Here is a 25,481-nt window from a genome sequence, read left to right on the forward strand (position 1 = left end):
GGGCTACGCCCGATAGGAGCAAAAAAGGAAAAATATGGACGACAAAATTTTTGATAATATTCATAATGTTGACCTAAAAGAAACAATGGAAAACTCTTATATCGATTATGCCATGAGTGTAATTGCCTCACGTGCTCTTCCAGATGTAAGAGATGGTCTTAAACCAGTTCAGCGTAGAGTTCTCTTCTCTATGATTGAGCTTAATAATGGACCAGATAAGCCACATAGAAAGTGTGCTCGTATTGTTGGTGATACAATGGGTAAATATCACCCTCATGGTGATAGTTCTATTTATGGAGCACTTGTCAACATGGCTCAGGAATGGAACACACGTTATCCACTTGTAGATGGACATGGTAACTTTGGTTCAGTGGATGGTGATGGCGCTGCTGCCATGCGATACACTGAGGCACGTCTTTCTAAGATTTCAATGACAATGTTCGGTATTAATTACAAGGATGATAAATTCACTCTTGGTAAGGATATCGATATGGATGGCGTTGATTTCATGCCTAACTTTGATGAGACTGAGAAAGAGCCTACTGTTCTTCCAGCCCGCTATCCTAACCTTCTTGTTAATGGTACAACAGGTATTGCAGTAGGTATGGCAACCAATATTCCACCTCACAATCTCCGTGAAATAATTGGTGCCGTTAATAAAATTATAGATAACCAGATTGAGGAAAACAGGGATACAGATATTGATGAAATCCTAGAAATCGTTAAAGGCCCAGATTTCCCTACTGGTGGTGTAATTCTTGGTAAGGCAGGAATTGAAGAAGCTTATCGTACCGGTAAAGCTAAGATTAGAGTCCGCGCAGTATCTGAAATTGAGCCGATGGACAACGGTAAGAATAGAATCGTTGTAACAGAGATTCCTTATAATGTTAACAAGGCTCGCTTAATTGAGAAAATTGCAGAGCTTCACAAGGACAAAAAGATTGATGGAATTACTGACCTTCGTGATGAATCATCAAGAGAAGGTATGCGTATTTGTATTGAGTTAAGACGTGATGTAAATCCTAATATCATCCTTAATCAGCTTTATAAGCATACTCAGCTTCAGGATACATTTGGTGTAATCATGCTTGCTCTTGTTGATAATCAGCCAAAAATTCTTAACCTTAAGGAAATGCTTACACATTACCTTAATCATCAAAAGGATGTTGTTACTCGTCGTACTAAGTACGAGCTTAACAAGGCTGAGGAAAGAGCTCACATCTTAGAAGGTTTACTTATTGCGCTTGATAATATTGATGAGGTTATTCAGATTATCAGAAGTTCTGCAGATGTAAATACTGCCAAGGCTACATTAATGGAGCGTTTTGGACTTTCAGATGCCCAAGCTCAGGCTATTGTAGATATGCGTCTTCGTGCTCTTACAGGCTTAGAGCGTGATAAGATTCAGCAGGAATATAATGAATTACAGGTGCTTATTGGTAAATTGAAGGCTATTCTTTCAGACGAAAATGTTCTTCTTTCTGTTATTAAGACAGAAATTACAGAAATCGCTGATAAATACGGCGATGATAGACGTACATCTATCGGTTATGATGAGTACGATATTAGTATGGAGGATATGATTCCTGTAACCAATACTGTAGTTACATTTACAAAGCTTGGTTATATCAAGCGTATGAATGAGGATAACTTTAAGGCTCAGCACCGTGGTGGCAAGGGAATCAAGGGAATGGATACAATCGATGAGGATTATGTTGTAGAAATGCTCATGATGTCATCCCATGACTATCTCCTATTCTTCACTAATAAGGGAAGAGTTTACAGGATTAAGGCATATGAGATTCCAGAATCTAGCCGAACAAGCCGAGGTATAGCTATTGTAAACATATTACAGCTTCAGCCAGATGAAAAGGTTACCGCCATGATACCTATCGAGGATTATCATGAGGATAAATATTTGTTCATGGCTACTGCTGATGGTTTTGTTAAGAAAACAAAGATTACAGAATATGACAACATCAGAAAGAATGGTCTTACTGCTATTACTCTTCGTGATGATGATAAGCTTATTGAAGTTAAGCTTACAGATGGCAAGGAAGATGTAATCATGGTAACAAAATACGGTCAGGCTATTCGTTTCAGTGAAACTGAGGTTAGACCTACAGGTCGTGCAACCATGGGTGTTATTGGTATGAATCTTGCTGCTGACGATATGATTATTGGTATGCAGATGATTTCTCAGGGAGAGTCTTTAATGACTGTTTCTGAAAATGGTTTAGGTAAGTGTACATTAATGTCGGAATTCAACACTATCCATCGTGGTGGTAAGGGTGTTAAATGTTATAAGATTACAGAAAAAACTGGAAATCTTATAGGTGCAAAGGCTGTAGAAAAGGATGATGAGGTAATGCTTATTAATACAGCTGGTACAATCATTAGAATTGAAGTAGCTGGTACTGCCCTACTTAGCCGAATTACTTCTGGTGTTAAACTTATTGATCTTAAGGAAAATACCAAGTTAATTAGTATCGCCAAGGTAAGAAAAAGTGACAATATTTTAGCTGAAGAAGGCGAGGAAACACCTGAAAATTAAGGCATAATCAATAATTAAAAAACTTTTTGGGGAAATCTTAAAGATTTCCCCATTTTTTTGTTGACTTTAGGCTTAGACTCTAGTAGAATAACACTTGCGTCGAAGAGAAAAAGAAATACCTACAACTTGGAGAAGTACTCAAGAGGCCGAAGAGGCGCCCCTGCTAAGGGTGTAGGTCGGGCAACCGGCGCGAGGGTTCAAATCCCTCCTTCTCCGTGTCTTTTAAAAAGACGCTAATGAAAAATGTAAGCTTCGCTTACTAGAACGCTGCGAGATTGAATAAGTTCAATCTGCTCGCATCCATATGGTGCCATAGCCAAGTGGTAAGGCAAAGGTCTGCAACACCTCTATCACCAGTTCAAATCTGGTTGGCACCTCTAAATTAATCCCTCGACCCTAGGAAATGGGGGCGAGGGATTTTTTGTATAATACTAACTATTCAAAAATGTGAGAAAGGAGAATTTTGCAATGACAATTTACGACGAGTTAGTAGCTCGTGGCCTGATAGCCCAGGTAACGAACGAAGAAGAAATCAAAAAATTAATAAATGAGGGCAAGGCTACTTTCTATATCGGCTTTGATTGTACTGCAGATAGCCTTACAGCTGGACATTTCATGGCTCTCACATTGATGAAGAGATTACAGATGGCTGGCAATAAACCAATCGCCCTTATTGGTGGTGGTACTACAATGATTGGTGATCCTTCTGGTCGTACAGACATGAGAAAGATGCTTACTAGAGAGGATATCAATCATAATGCTGAGTGCTTTAAGCGTCAGATGGAAAGATTTATTGATTTCTCAGATGATAAGGCACTTATGGTAAATAATGCAGATTGGTTACTTGATCTTAACTATGTTGACCTTCTTAGAGAAGTAGGTGCATGCTTCTCTGTTAACAACATGCTTCGTGCAGAGTGTTACAAGCAGCGTATGGAAAAGGGCCTATCATTCCTTGAATTTAACTACATGATTATGCAGTCTTATGACTTCTACTACATGTTCCAGAAATACAATTGTAACCTTGAGTTCGGTGGTGACGATCAGTGGTCTAATATGCTTGGTGGTACAGAGCTTATCAGACGTAAGTTAGGTAAGGATGCCCATGCAATGACTATTACTCTTCTTACAGATTCACAGGGTAAGAAGATGGGTAAGACTGCTGGTAATGCAGTATGGCTTGATGCTAACAAGACATCTCCATTTGAGTTCTACCAGTACTGGAGAAATGTTGGCGATGCAGATGTTCTTAAATGTATCCGTATGCTTACATTCCTTCCAATCGAAGAAATCGAAAAGATGGATAGCTGGGAAGGTGCACAGCTTAACGAAGCTAAGGATATCTTAGCTTATGAGCTTACTCAGATGGTTCATGGTACAGAGGAAGCTGACAAGGCTCGCGAGGCTTCTAAGGCATTATTTGCTGGCGGTGCTAATTCAGAGAATATCCCATGCCATAAGCTTTCAGATGAAGATTTCCGTGATGGTAAGGTAGATATTCTTCAGATTCTTGTATCTGCTGGCCTTACTGCTAGCCGTGCGGAGGCACGTCGTGCTGTACAGCAGGGTGGCATTTCAGTAAATGGAGATAAGGTATCAGATCCATTTACATCTTATGAAAAGTCAGCATTTGCAGAGGAATTCCTTCTTAAGAAGGGTAAGAAATCATTCTGTAAGATTGAAGCTTAATAGTATTTTCACAATAAAAATATAAAATAGTGCCAAGGTTAAAAGCCTTGACACTATTTTTTTCAGGAGGAATATATGGAAGCTATAATTGAACAGTCTAGGGTATTCTATTTTGATTGGGAACTAGATTTACTACACTGGTTTCAAAGTATACATAATGATGTTTTAGATTGGTTAGTGCCTAAAATAACTTCTCTAGGTAATGCAGGATGGTTTTGGATTGTAGTTACTCTCCTACTTTTAATACTTCCATATAACAGAAAAATAGGAGTACATGCAGCGATATCACTGATTCTCACTGTGATAGTTTGCAATGTAATATTAAAGCCATGGGTAATGAGATGTAGGCCATGCTGGCTAGAGCCTGAAGTACAGATGCTTGTTAAGATACCACATGATTTTTCATTTCCATCAGGTCATTCAAATGCAAGCTTTGCAGTAGCAACAGCAATATTTATCAGAAATAAAAAACTTGGAATACCAGCTCTTCTACTTGCTGCTGCCATTGCAATCAGCCGTTTATATGTGTTTGTTCACTGGCCAACAGATGTGTTAGTAGGTTCATTAATAGGAATATGTGGTGGAATAGTCAGTTATTATATAGTTGAGTTCATCTATAAAAAGACAATGACAGTTGACAAGAACCTTTAAATTTTAGTATATTGTATACATCTCGTGAGGGAGTAGCTAGCGCAATAATTGATTGTGTTGTTTGTCAACAGACTCGGGTTATCCCTGGCAAACATTAAATAGTGAGACTCACGTGTAGTTATGTTATTCATGATTACACGTGAGTCTTTTTATATGCATTACTACTGCTCTCTTCTGCAGGTAAAAGGAGTTTATATGAGTGTATTAGATATTTTTTTATTGGGAGTAGGTCTTTCAATGGATGCATTTGCAGTGGCAATTTGCAAGGGTCTTGCCATGAAGAAGGTAAATAAAAAGCAAATGATATTGATTGCTCTATTCTTTGGCGGCTTTCAGGCTTTGATGCCACTTGTAGGATGGCTTGTTGGAAGCACCTTTGCAAAAAAGATTGCAGCATTTGATCATTGGATAGCTTTTGTACTTCTTGCACTAATTGGTGGCAATATGGCTATAGAAGCCATAAAGGAATGGAATCAAGAGGACAAGGTGGAGATAATTGATCCACCAATTGATTTTAAGGAACTTACTCTTCTAGCAATAGCTACAAGTATTGATGCATTAGCTTGTGGAGTAACATTTTCTTTCTATGAAAACTTTAACATCATTGAAGCAATATCTATAATAGGTGTTACTACATTTGTTATATCAGCAGGTGGTGTTTATGTTGGAAATATATTTGGTGATAAATATAAGGCAAAAGCCCAGCTTGTAGGCGGAATAATCCTTATATTTTTAGGAATAAAGATTCTTTTAGAGCATACAATGGGAATAAAATTATTATTTTAGGAGGAAAATATGACCACATTTTTTCAAACAGTGCCTGGAGCACTAATTTTATTAGTTATTGGTTTTGTATTTCTTATTAAAGGTGCAGATTTCTTCGTAGAAGGTGCATCTGCAGTAGCTAAAAAGCTTCACGTACCAGCTCTTGTTATTGGAATGACAATTGTTGCCATGGGTACATCACTCCCAGAGCTTTCTGTATCAGTAACAGCATCAATTGCAGGAAGTAATCAGCTTGCTATTGGAAATGTTGTTGGTTCAAACATTTTTAATCTTATGGTTGTACTCGGAAGTTGCGCACTCTTCTCTGTTCTTGAAGTAAGCGACGATACAATTAAAAAGGATTTACCATTTTCAATTATATGTACAGTTGCTCTTATGGTAATGGGCCTTTTTGGAAATTCAGTAGGACATATTGATGGAGCAATACTCCTTGTTTTATTTATATTATTTTTGGCATCTATGCTTAGAGCTGCAAAGAAATCCAGAACAACTGCAGCAGCCATTGCTGAAGAAGACAATGAAATAGTAGATATTCCTACATGGTTATGCATTATTTATATTATAGGTGGTGCTGTTGCAATTAAGTATGGCGGTGATTGGGTTGTAGATTCATGTACTACTCTCGCACTTAAATTTGGTATGTCAGAGACTTTAGTAGGTCTAACAATTGTAGCACTTGGAACATCACTTCCAGAGCTTGTAACATCAATTGTTGCAGCTAAGAAGAATGAGCTTGATATGGCTATAGGAAATGTTGTAGGCTCAAATATTTTCAATGTTTTATTGATACTTGGTGTAGCAGGTGCAATTTCACCAATGACATTCCTTACAGTAAATGCTATTGATACTTTGATTTTAGTAGTTTTTTCAGTTATTGTTGGTTTAATGTGCCTAAAGAAAAAGAATTTGAATAAAGCTAATGGTATTGTAATGCTTCTATTATACGCAGTATACCTAGGTTATATTATATTAAGAGATGGGGTATAACCTATATTTACAAATAAAGTCTAATATAAATGTGGAAGAAGGAAATCACTTTGTGGAAAAAGTGGTAAAAAAGCAGTTATTGTGTTAAAATCAAAAGGTTTAAAGGGGATTTTAAACCAAACGGAGGTATTTATATGGGACTATTAGATGAACTTTCAGATAGCATTGCGAATACAACAAAAGACCTTGGTAAAATGGCTCAGAATGCTGGAGATATGACTAAGCTTCAATATGATAAAAAGGTCAAGGAAGGGGAACTTACTAAGCTTTACGAAAAACTTGGTAGGAAGTGCTACGAAGAACACAAGGATGATGATATTGAAGAAATCAAAGAAATCACAGCCTGTGAGCTTCGTTTAAAGGAAATCTCTGATGATATTATGGCACTTAAAGGTGGTAAGGCATGTCCTAAGTGCGGAGCTTTGGTTAAGACAGGCTCTAGATATTGCAGTGCTTGCGGAGAGAAAATAGACGATATTTTTGAAGAGTAGGAGTTAAAAATGGGTAACAAAGGCAATTATTACATTACTACAGCAATTGCTTACACATCAGGTAAGCCACATATTGGAAACACTTACGAAATCGTTCTTGCAGATGCTATTGCACGTTTTCGTCGTCAGGAGGGATATGATGTATTCTTCCAGACAGGTACAGATGAGCATGGTCAGAAAATCGAGCTAAAGGCTGAGGAAGCTGGCATTACTCCAAAGGAATTTGTTGATAATGTATCAGGTCAGGTTAGAAACATTTGGGATTTAATGAATACATCTTATGATAAATTCATTCGTACAACTGATGAAGATCATGAGAAGCAGGTTAAGAAAATCTTCAAGAAGCTTTATGATAAGGGCGATATTTATAAGAGCTCTTATGAAGGACTTTACTGTACACCATGTGAGTCTTTCTGGACAGAGTCACAGCTTGTAGATGGTAAGTGCCCTGACTGTGGCCGTGAGGTTCAGCCAGCTAAGGAAGAAGCATACTTCTTCAAGATGAGCAAATATGCTGATAAGCTTATTGAATATATTAATACTCACCCAGAGTTTATCCAGCCTGTATCACGTAAGAACGAAATGATGAACAACTTCCTTCTTCCAGGTTTACAGGATCTTTGTGTCAGCCGTACTTCATTTACATGGGGTATTCCAGTTGATTTTGATCCAAAGCACGTAGTATATGTATGGCTTGATGCCCTTACAAACTATATTACTGGTATTGGTTATGATTGCGATGGAGAATCTTCTGATAGATTCAAGGCTTTATGGCCAGCTGATCTTCACCTTATTGGTAAAGATATTATTCGTTTCCATACAATTTATTGGCCAATCTTTTTGATGGCACTTGATCTTCCACTTCCAAAGCAGGTATTTGGTCATCCATGGCTTCTTACAAAGGCAGCTGATGGCGGTGATGATAAGATGTCTAAGTCAAAGGGTAATGTTATCTATGCTGATGAATTAGTTGATTTCTTCGGTGTTGATGCTGTTAGATACTTTGTTTTACATGAAATGCCATTTGAAAACGATGGTGCTATTTCATGGCCACTTATGGTAGAGCGTGTTAATTCAGACCTTGCCAATACACTTGGAAATCTAGTAAATCGTACAATCTCAATGAGCAACAAGTATTTTGGCGGTGTTGTAGAGGACAAGAATGTTGCTGAGGATGTAGATGCTGATCTTAAGGCAGTAGTTACTGGTACAGTTACAGCTGTTGAGAAAAAGATGGCAGATCTTCGTGTTGCAGATGCTATTACAGAGGTATTTAATCTGTTTAAGAGATGTAACAAATACATTGATGAAACAATGCCATGGGCTCTTGCTAAGGATGAAGCTAAGCAGGATAGACTTGCAACAGTTTTATATAACCTTGTAGAGGGAATTTCTATTGGTGCTACCCTACTTAAATCATTTATGCCAGAGACATCTGAGAAAATTTTAGCTCAGCTTGGTGCTAAGGAAATTGCATACGATGAGCTTTCAACATTTGGACATTACCCAAATGGCGGTAAGGTAACTGATACACCTGAAATACTTTTTGCCCGCCTTGACCTTGATGAGGTTATGGCTAAGGTTGCCGAGCTTCACCCAGCACAGCCTGAGGAAACAGCTGATGATGAGGAAGGCATTGATATTGAGGCAAAGCCTGAAATCACATTTGATGATTTCATGAAGCTTCAGTTCCAGGTTGGTAAAATCGTAGCATGTGAGGCAGTTAAGGGCTCTAAGAAGCTTCTTTGCTCACAGGTTAAGATTGGTTCTACTACTAAGCAGATTGTTTCAGGTATTAGTAAGCACTACTCTCCTGACGAAATGGTTGGTAAGAAGGTAATGGTACTTGTAAACCTTAAGCCAGCAAAGCTTGCAGGCGTATTATCAGAGGGAATGCTTCTTTGTGCAGAGGATGCAGATGGTAATCTCTCCCTCATGACACCAGAGCGTACAATGCCAAATGGCGCAGAAATTTGCTAATTAGGTAATTGTTTACGTGACAGGCGAGAAAGTTATTATAGCAAGTAAAAGTAGCCTGTAATTGACAATCAAAATATTACTGAAAGGAACATCTAGTGACTGTAAGTAATATTTTGTATTGTCAATGTAACAGGCGAGATTTAGTTTAGGAATATTTGTATGATTTTTGAGACTCATGCTCATTATGATGATGAGAAGTTCGACCCAGATAGAGTCGAACTTCTTTCTCATTTATTGAGAGAAAACAATATAGGAAAAATAGTAAATGTTGGAGCTACTTTTAAAGGTTGTAAGGAAAGTATAGCTTTGGCGGAAAAATATGATGATGTTTATGCAGCTATAGGCATCCATCCAGAGGAAATTGATGAAATAAACGATGAGGTTATTGAATGGCTTAGGCAGAATTCCTCAAATCCAAAGGTAGTAGCTATAGGTGAAATAGGCCTTGATTACTATTGGGTAAAGGAAGAAGAACAACGAGCAAAACAGCGTTTATGGTTTAATAAACAGATGGATTTGGCAAAGGAGTTGGAAATGCCTGTGATTATCCATTCAAGAGATGCCGCAGAAGACACTTTAAACACAATTAAGCTGTATAATAATAGCCATGTAAAAGGTATTGTCCATTGTTACTCATATTCAAAAGAAATTGCAATGGAATATGTAAAGATGGGCTGGTATATAGGCGTAGGCGGTGTTGTCACCTTTAAAAATGCTAAAAAGCTGGTAGAAACAGTGGAGGCTGTTCCACTTGAGAGCATAGTCCTTGAGACAGATTGCCCATATATGGCACCTGTACCTCATAGAGGTGAACGTAACTCTTCTATCTTTTTAAGTCATGTAGCTGAAAAAATAGCAGAAATAAAGAATATTAGCGTTGCTGAGGTAGAAAATGTAACTTACCAGAACGCGTTAAATATATATAAAAAAGCAAATAGATAAGGAATAAAAAATGGCATATTTAAGTAATCCAACCTATACAAGAGCTGTTTTAGAAGCTCATGGATTCTCATTTCAAAAAAAATATGGACAAAATTTCTTAATTGATGGAAATATCCTTGATAATATTATTAATGCAGCAGGAATTACAAAGGATGACTTCGTTTTAGAAATAGGTCCGGGAATAGGAACAATGACACAGCGTCTTTGCGAGGAAGCAAGGGAAGTTGTTGCAGTAGAAATCGATAAAACTTTAATTCCAATTTTGGATGATACTCTCTCATCATACAAAAATTGGAGCGTAATCAATCAGGATATTCTAAAGGTTGATATTAAAAAGTTGGCAGAAGAAAAAAATGGTGGAAAGCCAATAAAGGTGGTTGCTAATTTGCCTTATTACATTACAACACCTATTATTATGGGATTATTTGAAAGCCATGTGCCCCTTGAATCAATCACTATAATGATTCAAAAGGAAGTTGCCGATAGAATGCAGGAAGGTCCAGGCTCTAAGGAGTATGGTGCTCTCTCACTTGCAGTTCAGTATTATTCTAATCCACAGATTGTTTGTGATGCACCACCAAGCTGTTTTATGCCTCAGCCAAAGGTTACCAGCACAGTAATCACACTTAAGTGTCACAACAATCCACCTGTAGAATGTGATGAAAAGTTATTATTCCAGATTATTAGAGCATCCTTCAATCAAAGAAGAAAGACATTGTTAAATGGATTAAGCAATGGATTGCATTATTCTAAAGAACAAATTGCGGAGGCTATCGAAAAGGCAGGATTTACACCAACTGTACGAGGTGAAGCATTATCATTAGAGGATTTTGCTACACTAACGAATATATTAAAAGAAATGTAGTCAAATAGTGGAGAGTGCGGTCAATGAATGTCATGGGATACAGCAGAGAAATCCAATTGTTAATTGGAGATATTCAAAAAAATAGGGGAAAAGATCCAAGAGCCATTTTAAAGGCCTGCGACAAGCTATTAACCTTTGGAAAGAGCTTGAAGGATGATGCCTTAATAGGCTATGCCTATTTTTCAAAGGGTGAAACCTATTATTTGTTGAATGACGCATCTAACTTTTACTCTCAGATGCTTTCTTGCATGGGTCCTATGGAACATGTTAAGGAATGGGGATATGTTGCCATGGCTAATAATATGCTTGGCATCGTATCTTTAAACCGCGGAAATGCTCCATTTGCTCTTGATTATTTCATTAAGGCCATTAGTATTTGTGAGGATTACTCTCTTCCAGATATTGAATGGATGATTCATATGAATCTAGGTTCTTTATATCTAAATATAGAAGAATATCAAAAATCTATCTCCCACACAGAAATTGCTCATCGTTATTTGTTAGAGCATAAGGACATAGAAAATTATATAGAAAGCATGACTGCCATATTGCTTGGAATGGGTAGAGCTTATTTAAAGCTTGATATGGAAGCTAAGTATCTAGAAGTCGAAAAGCGCCTAAGATTAGACTGTATGCCATTTATGCAGAAAATTGATAAGGTAGTTATATATTGTTTTTTTGCAAGAGTACATCATGCAATAAACGAAATGGAGGCATGTGAATACTGGATTAATAAAATTAATAAAAACACCAGTATAAATATGCCTATTTTAGATGTTTTTGACGATTTTTATGACTATCTCCACATGCTTCTTTCTATCGAAAGATATGATGATTTCTTTAAAGCCTATACAGTTTTAGATGATTTAACAAAGCATACATCTATAAAGAATCTTGAACGGAAGCTTTTGACTTTAAAAATAAGATATTATCGAAAAGTAGGCCAGATTGAAGAATATAAAATTGCTTCTGTTTTGTACTTTGAGCTTTCAGAATATATGGAACGAGAAAACAGATTAATGGTCAGCAATATGGTCGTTATGCGTAATTCGTATATGGAGCTTACACAAATTAACCGAAAAGTAGAGGAAAAGAATACATTCTTGCAAAAACGTTCAGAGACAGACCCACTAACAGGAATGTATAATAGACTGAAGCTTAATGAATATAGTGAGGATGCTTTCGCTAAAGCTCTTTTAAATAAGACAAGTATTGCTGTAGAAATTCTTGATATAGATTTCTTTAAACAGTTTAATGATAACTACGGGCATCAGGCCGGGGATGATTGCATTAAATTTATAGCAGATATGCTCATCAAACTTTCGGCAGATGATGGAATATTCGCCGCTAGATATGGTGGTGACGAATTTGTAGTTATATATGAGGGACTCTCCATGGAAATGGTAGAGGCGAAGGCAAATGAATTAAGAGATTTAATTTATGATGCAAAAATGGAGCATAAATTCTCCTTAACAGATGATAGAGTGACTATTTCTCAAGGAATCTGCTATGGCATGCCAAGTAATGATGACAGTATGTTTATGTATCTCCAAAAGGCAGACAATATGCTATATGAGGTTAAGCAGCAAAGCAGAAATGCAATCAAAATTTGCAATGTAGAAGAAAATATTAAAGGGAAGAAGGATTAATGAAAACCATTAAAAAGATTTTTATCGATGATGTTGTAGGTTTAGTAAAAAACTTTTTTGCATTAGTAATTGTGGTTGGTATTTGCTTTTTACCAGCCCTTTATGCATGGTTTAATATCTATTCTAACTGGGACCCATACGGCAATACAGGGGCTCTAAAATTTGCTGCAATTTCTTTAGATAAAGGATACACAGACGAAAATGGTGAATATCATAATCAAGGAGATACTATAATTGAGAATCTTCATGAGAATACAGCTGTTGATTGGCAGTTTGTTAAGTCTGCAGATGAAGCTATAGAAGGTGTATATAGTGGAAAGTATTATGCAGCAGTAGTTGTAGATAAAGATTTTACCTACAATATGTACAATGTTTTTACAGAAGAAATAGATAGACCAACTCTACACTTTTATGAGAATCAAAAGAAAAATCCAGTAGCAACAAAGATTTCTGATACGGTAGTTCAAACCTTACAAAACAATATCAATGTAGCATTTACAGAGGTAGTTGTTAGTGGGGTATTTTCTAGTGCATCAGATTTTTCCGATGAAATACAAGAACAAGGTGGAGTAGATAAAGTCCTAGAAAAGCTTAGGGGATTAAGTGGAGATTTAACTCGATATCAAAACACAATCAACACCATAATTGCAAACGATGCAGCATTAAAGTCCAATTTAAACATTGCGAAAACAGATGCATCAAATTTAAAAAATCAAGCAGAGCAAAGCGCTAAAGCAATTGGTAATACTGCTGGTGTATCAGGTACTGTTAATACTACCTTAGATAGCTATTCTAAGGATATAAGCGAGGCTATGGATATAGTCTACTCAAAATCTCAGGATATGCGAAAAAATATAGATGTATCAAGAGCTACAGAGGATGCAAATAAAATGGCATCTACTACAAAACAGTTTTTAATGGATGCATCTGATGTTGAATATAAATTAGCAGTTGTGGCGGCAGGTATTCCTACTGATAAAATAGATACATATAAAAACACAGCTATAAATCTATTAGACGGCGTAATAGCAATAAAAACAATTTTAAATCTAGATACCAGTAATGAAATAAGCCAAAGAGAAAGCATAGCTAAAATAGATGCCACTAACATTAAAGAACAATCCGCAGAGGTAATGTCCAAGGCTGAAAAGAATAAAGAGGCAATTAGTAACATAGATACAAATGCATTAGTTGCTAATGGTTCAGATCAGTTAAAAAAGGCAATTAATGAAGCCGATGCAAAAACAGTGGCATTTCAGGATGCCTTTAATAATAAGCTAAGACCAGGCGTTAGCAGTAATATCGCTTCGCTAACTAAAACATTAAATGATACAAATACATTGCTTAATTCAGTAGGTAGTACATTTGGAAATTTAATGGTGATGTTTGATGCTATTAATGGTTCCATAGATTGCGCCAACACTAGCCTTGAAAAAACAGGAGAGGCTATTACTTATGTAAATGGTAGATTAATTGATGTTATAAACAATGTTGAAAAGGCTGGGGAAAGCGAAAAGCTTCAGGTATTAGTTAACGCATTATCAGGTGATCCAGAGGTATATGGCAAGTTTTTCTCTACACCAGTTGATGTTGTGACAGAGGCTGTTTATCCAATAGAAAACTATGGTTCAGCTGTTGCACCTTTCTATTCAACACTTGCTTTTTGGGTAGGTGCTTTAATTCTTACAGCAATTATTAAGGTAACACCAGATAAAAATAGATATCCAAATGCGTCTCAAAGACAGTTATATTTTGGAAGATATGCACTTTACTGGGTACTTGGACAGCTACAATCAATAATCATTGTCGCAGGAGACATTTTATTATTACATGTTCAATGTATTCATCCTGGCCTATTCTTCCTTGCAGGTTCATTTATAGCTACTACATTTACACTTTTGATTTATTCTTTGGTAGTTACATGGGGAGATGCAGGCAAGGCTCTTGCTGTAGTTCTTGTAGTTATACAGATTGCTGGAAGTTCTGGTACATATCCTATTGAGTTACTACCAGAGTTTTTCAAGAAGGTATATATTTTCTTCCCATTCCCATACGCAATAAATGCAATCAGGGAATGTTTGTGTGGAATGTATGAATTAGATTATCTTAAATATTTAGGAACACTGATTGTATTTATGGGTGTTTCTCTTGTTATAGGATTACTCATAAGAATTCCATTTGAGCCAATTAATCATTATATGGAAGAACGTATGGAAGATACTAAGATGATGTAAATCATCCTTTAGGAGGCACACATGGGAAAAGAAAAAGAAATAGTATATGAAAAATTCTTGGAATTGCAGCAGCAGGTCCATTTAAAAAATCAAAAGAAAATAAGAGTTGGTTTGAAAGTAAACATCCTATTACCACTAGTATTTTTGATAATAAGCTTTGTATCAGACCGTTCAAAGCTGGTATTCTTAGTACTTTGGATTGTTTCTTTGTTTGGAATAGCATTTTATTTGTTGTATGTGGAATACATGGATTTTAAGCTTCAGGAGCAGTTAATGGAATTTGGAATAATGGAAAAAGAAGCAGAAGCTCAGGCTTTGATAGGTAATGAAGTAGTTCAGGGAATGGCAGATATTAATAATGCTAGGAAGGAAGTTGAAAAGGATATTAAGGACTTTAGAAAAGAATTCAAAAAAGAAATTAAATCCGATATCCGTACAATGGGAGGCAAATTAAAGAAATGAAAAATATAATAAAAATAATTGCCTCTGACATCAAAAGGTTATCGACAAATGTTGTGGCAATGGTAGTAATAATTGGATTAACAGTTATACCATCTCTTTATGCCTGGTTTAATATACTATCTAACTGGGATCCTTATGGTGAAAGCGCTACTTCAAATCTACAGGTTGCGGTGGCGTCTTCAGACCAGGGCATCGTTATTGGAAATATAGAGCTTAACGTTGGTGATATTATTATCAGCAACCTTAAGGAGAACAAGACTATTGGCTGGGTATTTACAGATACAGCTCAGGAAGCAATTGCAGGTGTGCATTCAGGCGATTATTATGCTGCGCTTGTGATTGATGAAGAATTTAGTGATAACATGATTAGCTTCCTTAGCGGCGATATTGAAAATCCAGTTATCACTTATTATGAAAATGAGAAGAAGAATGCCATTGCACCTAAGATAACAGCTAAAGTGAAGACTACTATAGAGCGAGAAGTAGATCATGCTTTTGTTAGTACTGTGGCACAGGCTTTGCTTAAAGGTGGAGAATACTTTGCTACATTAGATGAAGAAGGCAATATTACAGGTCAGGGAATAGCGAAGCTTGAGAGATTAGATTCAGATTTAAATGGGGTAATTTCTATTTTAGATTCCTATATTGCCCTAATGGATTCTACGGAGAATATTTCAGAAGCAGGTGCAGCAGTGTCTAAGACTGCTGATTCTATAACTGAGCTGGCAAAAAGCATGGCAGATAACGCACAAAAGAGTGCCAGTGATGCCAAGCAGGATTTACAAAAAGTAAAAGGAATAAGCGACGATAAGATAAATGAGCTTAATAAAAAGCTTGATGACGCAGATGCAATAGCAACGGATTTAAATAATAGGCTTGCAAATGTTGATAATAAAGATTCTGAGAAAGTCAATGACATTGTAACTAAAGTTAATAAGCTAGCAAGTGCCTGGGGAAACAAGGACACACCAGGTACTATTTCAAATGCAATTTATACCTCACCTATTGCAAATGATACTATCAGGCAAAATATAGCTAACACAGACGCCACAGTTGCTAAGCTTCAGGCAGATGCTACACAATTAGGCGAATATGCAGCTACAGATATTGAAAAGTTTAATAACACAAAGGCAGCACTAGTTCAAGATATAGCTGTAGTGTTGTCAGACACAAGAGATGTAAGGGCTAAATACGAAAATGAAATATCACCTTTAGAGCAAAGAGCTATTGATTCAGCTGCTAATTCTGTAGCAGAGGTAAAGAAGCTGTTAAACTACAATGCAAATAGCATAGACCTTGTTATATCAAGCTTAAAGAGTTATTCATCATTGGCTGATCAATCTAAGGATTCATTGATAAAATCCCGTAACGAAGCTGTTGAAATGGAAAGACAACTGTCAGCTTTGATTTCAGATATTAAGAGTATTGGGGATAATGAGGCATATCAGAAGTTTGTAAATCTTTTGCAGACAGACCCAGATTTGCTATCTGAATTTATAAGTAGTCCAGTTGAGATATCAGATGAGTACGTTTACCCGGTTGAAAATAATGGCTCCATGACAGCACCATTTTATATTGTGCTTTCAATCTGGGTAGGAGCATTAATAATGTCGACAATTTTAAAGACGGCAGTAAAAGATACTACTGGCATGAGAAATCTAAAGAACTGGCAATGCTTCTTTGGAAGGTTTTTTGTGACATTTGTAATTGGTCAGTTGCAAACAATTATTACAGTAATGGGAGCATTTTTGTTTGTAGGTATACAGTGTGAGCATCCATTTTATTTTTGGCTGGCTTGCGCATGGACATCTTTAATTTATTCATTGCTTTTATACTCATTTACCTATTCATTTGGCAATGTAGGAGAGGCTCTCTCTGTAATTCTTATGGTTATTCAGGTAGCTGGAGCAGGTGGAACCTTCCCTATCGAAGTATTACCAAAGGTGTTCCAGGTATTGTATAAGTTTATGCCATTTAACTATTCAATGAACGCGCTAAGAGAATGTATTGCTGGATTCTATAAGGATACATATAGAAACTGCATGCTTACATTGATTATTTATGGCATTGTAGCTATTTTTGTAGGTATAGTACTTTACTATCCTTTTAAAATATTAAATGAGAAAATTGAGAGTAGTAAGGAAAAATCAGGTATTCTGATTTAAATAAAAGGCAGGGCAACCTGCCTTTTTGTAGTAAAAACAAAAGACAGGAGGTTATTATGCGAGATATTGAATGGGTTAAAGAATCAGTGTTTTATCACATTTATCCACTTGGAGCTTTTGGATGTCCTAGGGAAAACAAAGGGGAAGAGACCAAAGGACATAGAATACTTAAGCTAATAGATTGGATACCTCATCTAAAGAAAATAGGTATAAACGCCATTTATCTTGGCCCTATTATGGAATCAGGAACTCATGGTTATGATACATATAATTATTATCAGATTGATAGCCGATTGGGGGATAACGCGGATTTCAAAGAGGTGGTAAAACAATGTCATCAAAATGGCATAAAGGTTGTATTAGATGGTGTATTTAATCATGTTGGCAGAGGGCATGAGGCCTTTGTTGATGTATTAAAAAACAGAGAAAAATCTAATTATAAGGATTGGATAGCTGGTCTTAATTTAGGTGGTAATAACTGGCATAACGATGGATTATCCTATGAATGTTGGTCTGGTGCAGAAGAATTAGTAAAATTGAATCACTGGTGTGAAGCTGTGGATAACCATATTTTAAATGCAGTAGGCATGTGGATAGATGAGTTTGATATAGATGGCCTAAGATTAGATGCTGCGGATTGCATAGAAAGAGGATTTTTTAAGCGATTAAAATCCTTTACAGAGCAGAAAAAATCAAGTTTTTGGCTTATGGGCGAGATTATTCATGGTGATTATAATATCTATGTGAATGAAGAAATGCTTGATGCTGTAACTAATTATGAATGCTGGAAAGGTATATATTCAAGTCATAATGACCACAATTATTTTGAGATTAACTATGCAATGAAGCGTCAGTGGGGACAGGGCGGATTGTATAGTGGAAAATATCTGTATAATTTTGTGGATAATCATGATGTAAATAGAATAGCTACTTTACTTAAGGATAAAGAAAATATATTCCCTACATATACATTATTATTCACTATGCCAGGAATTCCATCAATTTATTATGGTAGTGAATTTGGAATCGAAGGAGATAAAAATGCAGGTGATGGAGACTATGCCCTAAGGCCAGAACTTGAGCCCGAAAAGCTAAATAACCCTGATCTAATTGACCATATCAAAACCTTAGCAGACATAAGGAAAGATTTAAATCCATTAAAAGAAGGAATATATGAGGAAGTCCAGGTAAGAAATGAAACATTGGTATTTGCAAGGGTGTTAGGTGACGAATATGTAATAGTTGCGTTGAATAATACCCCAGAAAAAAAGCCCCTAAGCTTTGACTATAGAGGCCAGCATTACGATATTGAATTAGCACCACATGGAAGTAAAATATTGAAATAATTAGTTGTCAGCCAGATAGGCGTACATGCAATGATCAAGGCGTTCTCCGTTTATAATGATTTTATCACGGAGGATGCCTTCATATTTGAAGCCTAATTTTTCCACCATGTGTATGGAAGGATTATTATCAGGCAATATAAGTGCTTCAAACCTATGTATACCAAGCTCTTTTGCAATAAGAGGGATTGTAGCCTTTATTGCTTCACTACAATATCCCCTATTTACATGGTTTCTGTCCATCTTATAACCAATAGTACAGCTTTCATATATTGGACGTACAATATTTCTGTAGCTAACAGTTCCTATAATCTCAGTAGGATTGTTTTTATCAAAAATCCAATATCTAATCATAATAAGTTTTAGAATATTTTTGTGTTCAAAATCCAATATTTTTTTCTGATGACCTAGAGTGTAAAAATCATCGCCTATTACAGGTTCATATTTTTCAAAAATATCCCTATTTCGTTGATAAAAGCTTAATACCATAGAAGCAGCTTCAGAACCTAGAACTTTAAGAACTAACCTGTCAGTAGTAACCTCAAATTTCATATCAATCCCCCGTTTGGTTTTTAATCCACACCTCTAAGATTAGTATTAGGGATGTATGGTTTTAATATATCTACAAACTCATTAAGAGTTTTTATACTGTGACTAGAGAAAATTGGATTGATAACCTGCTCAGATTCCTTATAGCTTTGGATATAATAGGCTTTTGCCCCGGCAAGCCATTGTCCGATGGATTGCATATCATCCTTAGAGTGGCATTCCTTCATTACCGTAGTCCTAAATTCATAATCTATCTTACCTTGCATAAGAATAGAAATTGATGATTCAATAGGCTTAATATCGAAGTTAGTCATGCAAGCAATATCATTGTACTTAGTTTTAGATGTTTTTATATCCATTGCTATGTAATCTACCAACCTGTTATCTATTAAATATTTTAGCATATCAGGATTAGTTCCGTTAGAATCAAGCTTAACTAAAAGACCTAAATCCTTTATTTGTTTAATAAAATCAGGTAAATCCTTATGAAGTGTAGGCTCCCCGCCAGTGATACAAACTCCATCTAGAATCTTACTTTTGGAAGTCAGATGCTCAAATATTTCATCCAAACTATAAGCAAAGGCATCCTTAGGGGGAAAAACCAATTCGCTGTTGTGGCAAAAAGGACATCTAAAATTACAACCGCCGGTAAATATTGTTGAAGCAACTTTGCCTGGAAAGTCTAAAAGAGTAGTTTTTTGTAGACCAAGAATAAGCATAAACATTCCCTTTTCTATCTAAAAGTGTTATAAATAAAATAGCAAAAATTAGGTTTAAATGCTATTTTTCCTAGTAAAAGTATATCAAAACAGGAGGGGAAAATCCATGATGTCAAAAGAGGAGCGTGAAGAAAAGCGACTAGCTAAATTGCAGGAAAAAGAAGAGAAAAAAAATCTTAAAATATACGAAAAATACATGGAACAGGCTTTAAAAGAGGCTAAAAGAGCTTATGATATAAATGAAGTACCTATTGGATGTGTAATAGTTCAGGATGACAAAATCATCGCAAGAGGGTATAATCGCAGAAACACCGATAAAAGTGTACTGGCTCATGCAGAGATTGCCGCTATCTCCGAAGCATGTAAAAAAACAGGAGATTGGCGATTAGAGGATTGTACACTTTATGTAACCCTTGAGCCATGTCAGATGTGTGCAGGCGCCATTGTACAAGCAAGAATTCCTAAGGTAGTTGTTGGTGCAATGAATCCTAAGGCAGGCTGTGCAGGTTCAATTATCAATATTCTTCAGATGCAGCAGTTTAATCATCAATGTGAGGTTGAAAGAGGCATATTAGGAGAAAGATGTACAGAAATGATGACAAAATTTTTCGAAGAGCTTAGGGAACAGAAAAATCAAGTAATGTAAAATAGGCAATATTATTGACAAAGGAGTCCTTGTTATCATAAAATAAGGACTCCGAGCAATATAAGATATCATTTGGCGGTCGTTTTGTAGGATGCTGATCTTTGGGTCCTGCGTAATGGGCACCTACGAATCGTGTCAGGGCAGGAATGCAGCAGCACTAAGTAGGACCGTTCATCTGACGCGGGGTCGCCTGAGGGGAGTCCTACAGAGCGGCTACCAAATGATATCTAATAGATGGCTCGGTATTTTTATATAAGTAAAAGGATTAAATTATGGGCGCACAGGATAGAACAGAAAGAGTATTAAGAGATATGCACGTGTTGTTTTCTAAGGCACAGCCTTATGAGGGTAGCACCAGAAATGTCATTGTGGATAAAAATGCCATGATGGATTTACTCAAAGAACTAAATGAGTGCATGTACGATATGATGGAGGAGCATGAGCTTACCGTCAAAAGTCGTGATAAAGCCAACCGTGAGATGCAAAAGCAGGGTGATGATATTGTATTCGAAGCAACTAGAAAAGCCGAGGATATCTATGCAGCATCTTTAATGTATACCGATAATGCTTTGGATTCTATTCAGAAAATCATCAAGGAATCTCAGGAATCTATTGCAAAGATTTATGAAGAGGCCAATAAAAAAATAAAAGAAGAAACAAAGTCCGTAAAAACCAACCAGTTAGAGCTAAAGAGTCATTTAAATGATTTGATAGATACACAAAAATACTTAAGACTCATTGATGAGGAAAATATGCGTATCCGTAAGGAAAAGGCTGAGGGCACCACAGAGGAATTTGATGATGCCCCAAAATACGCAGCACCGGAAATCAGAATTGATAAGGATTACTTTGCTAGAGCTGGTCTAGAAATAGATGAAGATTTAGACCAACCTACAGGAGATATTGATGAAGAGAACACCATCTCTTCAGAAGATTTAGATGCAGAATATTTTAAATGGCAGGAGGAAGAATCTGCAGAGGAAAAGAAACCAGGTAAAAAAGGACTTTCAAGTCTTTTTGGATTAAAACACTAAAAGGAGAATAAAGGATGAAGCTTTACAACAACGGAGTGTACTTAATTAACGGTAGCCAAATTGTGGAAGATGGCCCAGAGGCTATTGCAAAGATTAAGGCTACAGTAGGCAAAGAAGTAACTAAAGACGCCGCTCACAAGGAAACAATGGCATATGGCATTTTAGCTAACCATAATGTTTCAGGTAACATGGACCACCTGCAGATTAAGTTTGATAAGTTGATCAGTCATGATATCACTTACGTAGGTATTATTCAGACTGCAAGGGCTTCAGGCCTTGAAAAATTCCCTATTCCTTACTGTCTTACTAACTGCCACAATTCACTTTGTGCCGTAGGTGGTACTATCAACGAGGATGACCACATGTTTGGTCTTACTTGCGCAAAGAAGTATGGCGGTATTTATGTTCCACCACATCAGGCAGTTATTCATCAGTTTGCCCGTGAAATGATGGCAGGTGGCGGAAAGATGCTTTTAGGTTCTGATTCTCACACTAGATACGGCGCCTTAGGTACCATGGCAATGGGCGAAGGTGGACCAGAGCTTGTTAAGCAGCTTCTCAATCAGACTTATGATATTTCAATGCCGGGAGTTATCGGTGTTTATATGACAGGAACACCTAGAAAGGGCGTAGGTCCTCAGGACGTGGCTCTTGCTATTATCGGCGAAATTTTCGATAAGGGTTATGTTAAGAACAAGGTAATGGAGTTCGTTGGACCAGGCGTTGCCAATCTTTCTATGGACTTTAGAATTGGCGTAGATGTTATGACTACGGAAACAACTTGCTTAAGTTCAATCTGGACTACCGATTCAAAGACAGAAGAATTTTACGAGATTCATGGTCGTAAGGAAGAATACAAAGAACTTAACCCAGGTGAAGTGGCATATTACGATGGAATGATAGAGATTAATCTTGATGAGATTAAGCCTATGATTGCAATGCCATTCCATCCAAGCAACACATATACAATCGAAGAATTAAACGCAAATCTTATGGATATCCTTGATGACTGTGAGAAGCGTGCTAAGGTTTCACTTGATGGACAAGTAGAATTCTCACTTAAGGATAAGGTTAGAAATGGTAAGTTATATGTAGACCAAGGTATCATCGCAGGCTGTGCAGGCGGTGGATTTGAGAATATTTGTGATGCAGCAGATATTCTTCGTGGCACAAGCATTGGACCAGATGAATTTACACTTTCAGTTTATCCAGCATCTACTCCAATTTACATGGAGCTTGTTAAGAATGGTGCCGTAGCAGACCTTATGAGTACAGGTGCTATCGTTAAGACAGCATTCTGCGGACCATGCTTTGGCGCAGGAGATACACCATCTAACAATGGTTTCTCTATCCGTCACTCTACAAGAAACTTCCCTAATAGAGAAGGTTCTAAGCTTCAAAATGGTCAGATTGCATCTGTTGCACTTATGGATGCACGTTCAATTGCAGCAACAGCAGCAAATAAGGGATATCTCACAGCAGCAACAGATATTGATGTTGATTATACAAAGCCAAAATACTATTTTGATGGCAGAATATATGCAAACCGTGTGTTTGATTCTAAGGGTGTTGCAGAACCTGAGACAGAGATTCATTTTGGGCCAAACATTAAGGATTGGCCAAAGATGAGCCCTCTACCTGAAAACTTATTCCTTCAGGTTGTATCAGAGATTCATGATCCTGTTACAACAACAGATGAGCTTATTCCATCAGGAGAAACATCATCATATCGTTCTAATCCACTTGGCCTTGCAGAGTTTACATTATCTCGTAAGGATCCTGAATACGTGGGACGTGCTAAGAATATTCAGAAGGCTCAAAAGGCATTAGAGGCTGGTGAGTGCGCAGGTGAGGCTGTTCCAGAGCTTAAGAAGATTGTGCATAAGGTGAAAGAAACCTATCCAGATGTTAATCACGATAACTTTGGCGTAGGAAGCACAATTTTCGCTGTTAAGCCAGGTGATGGTTCTGCAAGAGAGCAGGCAGCATCTTGCCAAAAGGTATTAGGTGGATGGGCCAATATTGCCAATGAATATGCCACAAAGAGATATCGCTCAAACCTTATTAACTGGGGTATGCTTCCATTTGTAATCCCTGAGGGAGAGCTTCCATTTAAGAACCTTGATTATTTATTTATTCCAGGTATTAAGGATGCTGTTGTTAACAAGGATGACACAATTAAGGCGTATGTTGTAAAGGAAGAAGGCCTTAAGGAATTCACCATGACTCTTGGAGAGCTTACAGATGATGAGAGAGAGATAATTCTCAAGGGCTGCTTAATTAATTACAATAGACAATAAAGCTGGGGGATAAAAAAATGCCAGAGGAAAACGAAAAGCTAGAAAGAAGACAATTTAGGAAAAAGCTAGGAAGCTATGTATTTGCTGCTTGTGTAGTAATTCTATTTTACTTCTTACTTAGGAATGGCAGAAGTGTATCCACGGCATTAGACCATTTTAATAAAGTAATACAGCCAATCTTCATAGGATTTGTCATGGCATTTTTGATGAATCCTATGATGGGCTTTTTTGAAAAAAGATTTCAAAAGATATTTGCAAGAGTATGCAAAACAGAAGTTGGTGCTAAAAAGGGCAATAGAGCTTTATCAACCATATTGGCATTAATAATATTTGTTGGCATACTGGTATTTATTATTGGCAGTATTGTTCCTAATTTGACAAGTACAATAATATATTTAGCTAACCATATTGAAGAGCAGATTGCAGCTGTTTTAGATTGGTGTAATGTAATTACCAAGGGAAATTATGAAGAAGCCCTTATGAAGGCAAAAGACAATAATATTGGTGATTTAGTAGATCAAGGACTGGCTTTTGTTGACCAATACATTGATTACGACGAAACGGATATGATGTCTGTGGTAACAACCAGTGTCCTATCTGTAGGAAAGTTTGTAGTTAATATTATTATTGGAATGTTTGTATCTGTTTATGTGCTTTTGTCAAAGGAAACCTTTAAAGCACAGACAAAAAAACTTGTATGCGGAATATTTGTACCTAAGTATTCCAATATAATTTTGGAAATCAGCAGAAAATCAGGTGATATATTCTATGGATTTATTATTGGTAAGATAATAGATTCAGCTATTATTGGTGCAATTTGCTATATTGGCTGTCTGATTATGAGTATGCCATATCCTGTGCTTGTATCTGTTATTGTAGGCGTTACAAATATAGTACCAGTATTTGGTCCATATATAGGTGCTGTTCCAACGGTAATTATCATATTCCTTACTGAGCCAATGAAGGGAATATATTTCTTAATATTCATTCTGATATTGCAGCAGATTGATGGAAACTTAATCGGTCCAAAGATTCTTGGGGATTCAACAGGAATTTCATCTTTCTGGGTAGTGTTTGCTGTAGTAGTAGGTGCAGGCTTCTTTGGCGTAGGTGGAATGATTGTAGCAGTTCCAATAGTTGCAATTGTTTATTACATAATCAGCAGAATATCTGATTATTTGGTTGAAAAACGAGACTTACCAAAGGATACCAGTGAGTACATCCTAATGGATTATATTGACCTTGATACAAATGAGCTTATTAAGCATCAAGAGAATGTTTCAAAAAGAAAAACTCATTTTTCATTGAATTCGATGAAGCATAAGAAAAAATAATTCTCAAAAACCAGGATTTTTTGTCCTGGTTTTTTGATTTTAGAACCGACGTATGTTAAAATTTCTATTAATTATAAGTATGTAATTTTGGAGAATAATTC

At 36.6% G+C, this 25,481-nt stretch carries 20 protein-coding genes, 2 tRNA genes and 1 other RNA gene; 21 read left to right on the forward strand and 2 right to left on the reverse strand.

Annotation, left to right across the window (positions count from 1 at the left end):
• Positions 1-34: 34 nt before the first annotated feature.
• The 16 genes from gyrA (at position 35) to IJ535_RS14065 (ending at position 18,801) form a co-directional block, all read left to right on the forward strand.
• The gene (gene gyrA / locus IJ535_RS13990) at positions 35-2,554 is read left to right on the forward strand and encodes a DNA gyrase subunit A (RefSeq protein WP_294304069.1); all 2,520 of its coding nucleotides are present in this window, start codon (positions 35-37) and stop codon (positions 2,552-2,554) included.
• A 128-nt stretch (positions 2,555-2,682) separates the two neighbouring features.
• Positions 2,683-2,770: transfer RNA gene (locus IJ535_RS13995), tRNA-Ser, on the forward strand.
• A gap of 90 nt (positions 2,771-2,860) precedes the next feature.
• A tRNA-Cys gene (locus IJ535_RS14000) sits at positions 2,861-2,931 on the forward strand.
• A 91-nt stretch (positions 2,932-3,022) separates the two neighbouring features.
• On the forward strand, positions 3,023-4,243 hold the full coding sequence (gene tyrS, locus IJ535_RS14005) for a tyrosine--tRNA ligase (protein WP_294304073.1): 1,221 nt from the start codon (positions 3,023-3,025) through the stop codon (positions 4,241-4,243).
• Between the two features lie 75 nt (positions 4,244-4,318).
• A complete protein-coding gene (locus tag IJ535_RS14010; RefSeq protein ID WP_294304077.1) occupies positions 4,319-4,894 on the forward strand; it encodes a phosphatase PAP2 family protein in 576 nt (191 codons plus the stop codon).
• Between the two features lie 195 nt (positions 4,895-5,089).
• On the forward strand, positions 5,090-5,680 hold the full coding sequence (locus IJ535_RS14015; protein WP_294304081.1) for a manganese efflux pump MntP: 591 nt from the start codon (positions 5,090-5,092) through the stop codon (positions 5,678-5,680).
• 9 nt (positions 5,681-5,689) lie between these two features.
• The gene (locus tag IJ535_RS14020; RefSeq protein WP_294304084.1) at positions 5,690-6,667 is read left to right on the forward strand and encodes a calcium/sodium antiporter; all 978 of its coding nucleotides are present in this window, start codon (positions 5,690-5,692) and stop codon (positions 6,665-6,667) included.
• Between the two features lie 134 nt (positions 6,668-6,801).
• On the forward strand, positions 6,802-7,158 hold the full coding sequence (locus IJ535_RS14025) for a zinc ribbon domain-containing protein (RefSeq protein ID WP_294304087.1): 357 nt from the start codon (positions 6,802-6,804) through the stop codon (positions 7,156-7,158).
• Between the two features lie 9 nt (positions 7,159-7,167).
• Positions 7,168-9,138 carry a methionine--tRNA ligase gene (gene metG / locus IJ535_RS14030; protein WP_294304090.1) on the forward strand — a complete coding sequence of 657 codons (1,971 nt, stop codon included), beginning with the start codon at positions 7,168-7,170 and terminating at the stop codon, positions 9,136-9,138.
• A gap of 159 nt (positions 9,139-9,297) precedes the next feature.
• Positions 9,298-10,080: a TatD family hydrolase gene (locus IJ535_RS14035; protein WP_294304094.1), complete on the forward strand. Its 783-nt coding sequence runs from the start codon at positions 9,298-9,300 to the stop codon at positions 10,078-10,080.
• A 10-nt stretch (positions 10,081-10,090) separates the two neighbouring features.
• Positions 10,091-10,945 (forward strand): 16S rRNA (adenine(1518)-N(6)/adenine(1519)-N(6))-dimethyltransferase RsmA, encoded by an 855-nt coding sequence (gene rsmA, locus IJ535_RS14040; RefSeq protein ID WP_294304095.1) that lies wholly within the window; start codon positions 10,091-10,093, stop codon positions 10,943-10,945.
• A gap of 23 nt (positions 10,946-10,968) precedes the next feature.
• A complete protein-coding gene (locus tag IJ535_RS14045; RefSeq protein WP_294304097.1) occupies positions 10,969-12,594 on the forward strand; it encodes a tetratricopeptide repeat-containing diguanylate cyclase in 1,626 nt (541 codons plus the stop codon).
• Positions 12,594-14,828, forward strand: a complete 2,235-nt coding sequence (locus IJ535_RS14050) for a YhgE/Pip family protein (RefSeq protein ID WP_294304099.1) — start codon at positions 12,594-12,596, stop codon at positions 14,826-14,828. Before IJ535_RS14045 ends, IJ535_RS14050 begins: the two co-directional genes overlap by 1 nt.
• Positions 14,829-14,849: 21 nt before the next feature.
• On the forward strand, positions 14,850-15,290 hold the full coding sequence (locus IJ535_RS14055) for a hypothetical protein (RefSeq protein ID WP_294304103.1): 441 nt from the start codon (positions 14,850-14,852) through the stop codon (positions 15,288-15,290).
• Positions 15,287-17,455, forward strand: coding sequence for a YhgE/Pip family protein (locus tag IJ535_RS14060; RefSeq protein ID WP_294304105.1), 2,169 nt, complete (start codon positions 15,287-15,289; stop codon positions 17,453-17,455). The genes IJ535_RS14055 and IJ535_RS14060 overlap by 4 nt, the downstream gene beginning before the upstream one ends.
• A gap of 56 nt (positions 17,456-17,511) precedes the next feature.
• On the forward strand, positions 17,512-18,801 hold the full coding sequence (locus IJ535_RS14065; RefSeq protein WP_294304107.1) for an alpha-amylase family glycosyl hydrolase: 1,290 nt from the start codon (positions 17,512-17,514) through the stop codon (positions 18,799-18,801).
• On the opposite strand, the gene IJ535_RS14070 is transcribed toward IJ535_RS14065, so the two are convergent.
• Both IJ535_RS14070 and IJ535_RS14075 read right to left on the reverse strand, forming a co-directional pair.
• Positions 18,802-19,350, reverse strand: coding sequence for a GNAT family N-acetyltransferase (locus IJ535_RS14070; protein ID WP_294304109.1), 549 nt, complete (start codon positions 19,348-19,350; stop codon positions 18,802-18,804).
• A gap of 20 nt (positions 19,351-19,370) precedes the next feature.
• Positions 19,371-20,072 (reverse strand): anaerobic ribonucleoside-triphosphate reductase activating protein, encoded by a 702-nt coding sequence (locus IJ535_RS14075; RefSeq protein WP_330619634.1) that lies wholly within the window; start codon positions 20,070-20,072, stop codon positions 19,371-19,373.
• Positions 20,073-20,262: 190 nt separating this feature from the next.
• Between IJ535_RS14075 and tadA the strand changes: the two genes are divergently transcribed.
• The 5 genes from tadA (at position 20,263) to IJ535_RS14100 (ending at position 25,380) form a co-directional block, all read left to right on the forward strand.
• On the forward strand, positions 20,263-20,712 hold the full coding sequence (gene tadA / locus IJ535_RS14080) for a tRNA adenosine(34) deaminase TadA (protein ID WP_334298443.1): 450 nt from the start codon (positions 20,263-20,265) through the stop codon (positions 20,710-20,712).
• A gap of 51 nt (positions 20,713-20,763) precedes the next feature.
• An RNA gene (gene ffs / locus IJ535_RS14085) (signal recognition particle sRNA large type) lies at positions 20,764-20,955 on the forward strand.
• Between the two features lie 29 nt (positions 20,956-20,984).
• Complete coding sequence (locus IJ535_RS14090; protein WP_294304111.1) at positions 20,985-21,746, forward strand: hypothetical protein; 762 nt, start codon at positions 20,985-20,987, stop codon at positions 21,744-21,746.
• A gap of 14 nt (positions 21,747-21,760) precedes the next feature.
• A complete protein-coding gene (locus IJ535_RS14095; protein ID WP_294304113.1) occupies positions 21,761-24,046 on the forward strand; it encodes a hydratase in 2,286 nt (761 codons plus the stop codon).
• Between the two features lie 17 nt (positions 24,047-24,063).
• On the forward strand, positions 24,064-25,380 hold the full coding sequence (locus IJ535_RS14100) for an AI-2E family transporter (protein WP_294304115.1): 1,317 nt from the start codon (positions 24,064-24,066) through the stop codon (positions 25,378-25,380).
• Positions 25,381-25,481 lie beyond the last annotated feature (101 nt).

Source organism: Pseudobutyrivibrio sp., assembly GCF_017471675.1.
Taxonomy (GTDB): Bacteria; Bacillota; Clostridia; order Lachnospirales; family Lachnospiraceae; genus Pseudobutyrivibrio.

Coding starts and splice junctions, on each gene's coding strand:
- tadA (WP_334298443.1), top strand. CDS start 20,263: ATGGAACAGGCTTTAAAAGAGGCTAAAAGAGCTTATGATATAAATGAA.
- IJ535_RS14065 (WP_294304107.1), top strand. CDS start 17,512: ATGCGAGATATTGAATGGGTTAAAGAATCAGTGTTTTATCACATTTAT.
- IJ535_RS14035 (WP_294304094.1), top strand. CDS start 9,298: ATGATTTTTGAGACTCATGCTCATTATGATGATGAGAAGTTCGACCCA.
- IJ535_RS14010 (WP_294304077.1), top strand. CDS start 4,319: ATGGAAGCTATAATTGAACAGTCTAGGGTATTCTATTTTGATTGGGAA.
- metG (WP_294304090.1), top strand. CDS start 7,168: ATGGGTAACAAAGGCAATTATTACATTACTACAGCAATTGCTTACACA.
- IJ535_RS14090 (WP_294304111.1), top strand. CDS start 20,985: ATGGGCGCACAGGATAGAACAGAAAGAGTATTAAGAGATATGCACGTG.
- IJ535_RS14045 (WP_294304097.1), top strand. CDS start 10,969: ATGAATGTCATGGGATACAGCAGAGAAATCCAATTGTTAATTGGAGAT.
- IJ535_RS14100 (WP_294304115.1), top strand. CDS start 24,064: ATGCCAGAGGAAAACGAAAAGCTAGAAAGAAGACAATTTAGGAAAAAG.
- IJ535_RS14070 (WP_294304109.1), bottom strand. CDS start 19,350: ATGAAATTTGAGGTTACTACTGACAGGTTAGTTCTTAAAGTTCTAGGT.
- IJ535_RS14055 (WP_294304103.1), top strand. CDS start 14,850: ATGGGAAAAGAAAAAGAAATAGTATATGAAAAATTCTTGGAATTGCAG.
- IJ535_RS14025 (WP_294304087.1), top strand. CDS start 6,802: ATGGGACTATTAGATGAACTTTCAGATAGCATTGCGAATACAACAAAA.
- IJ535_RS14050 (WP_294304099.1), top strand. CDS start 12,594: ATGAAAACCATTAAAAAGATTTTTATCGATGATGTTGTAGGTTTAGTA.
- tyrS (WP_294304073.1), top strand. CDS start 3,023: ATGACAATTTACGACGAGTTAGTAGCTCGTGGCCTGATAGCCCAGGTA.
- rsmA (WP_294304095.1), top strand. CDS start 10,091: ATGGCATATTTAAGTAATCCAACCTATACAAGAGCTGTTTTAGAAGCT.
- gyrA (WP_294304069.1), top strand. CDS start 35: ATGGACGACAAAATTTTTGATAATATTCATAATGTTGACCTAAAAGAA.
- IJ535_RS14075 (WP_330619634.1), bottom strand. CDS start 20,072: ATGTTTATGCTTATTCTTGGTCTACAAAAAACTACTCTTTTAGACTTT.
- IJ535_RS14015 (WP_294304081.1), top strand. CDS start 5,090: ATGAGTGTATTAGATATTTTTTTATTGGGAGTAGGTCTTTCAATGGAT.
- IJ535_RS14095 (WP_294304113.1), top strand. CDS start 21,761: ATGAAGCTTTACAACAACGGAGTGTACTTAATTAACGGTAGCCAAATT.
- IJ535_RS14060 (WP_294304105.1), top strand. CDS start 15,287: ATGAAAAATATAATAAAAATAATTGCCTCTGACATCAAAAGGTTATCG.
- IJ535_RS14020 (WP_294304084.1), top strand. CDS start 5,690: ATGACCACATTTTTTCAAACAGTGCCTGGAGCACTAATTTTATTAGTT.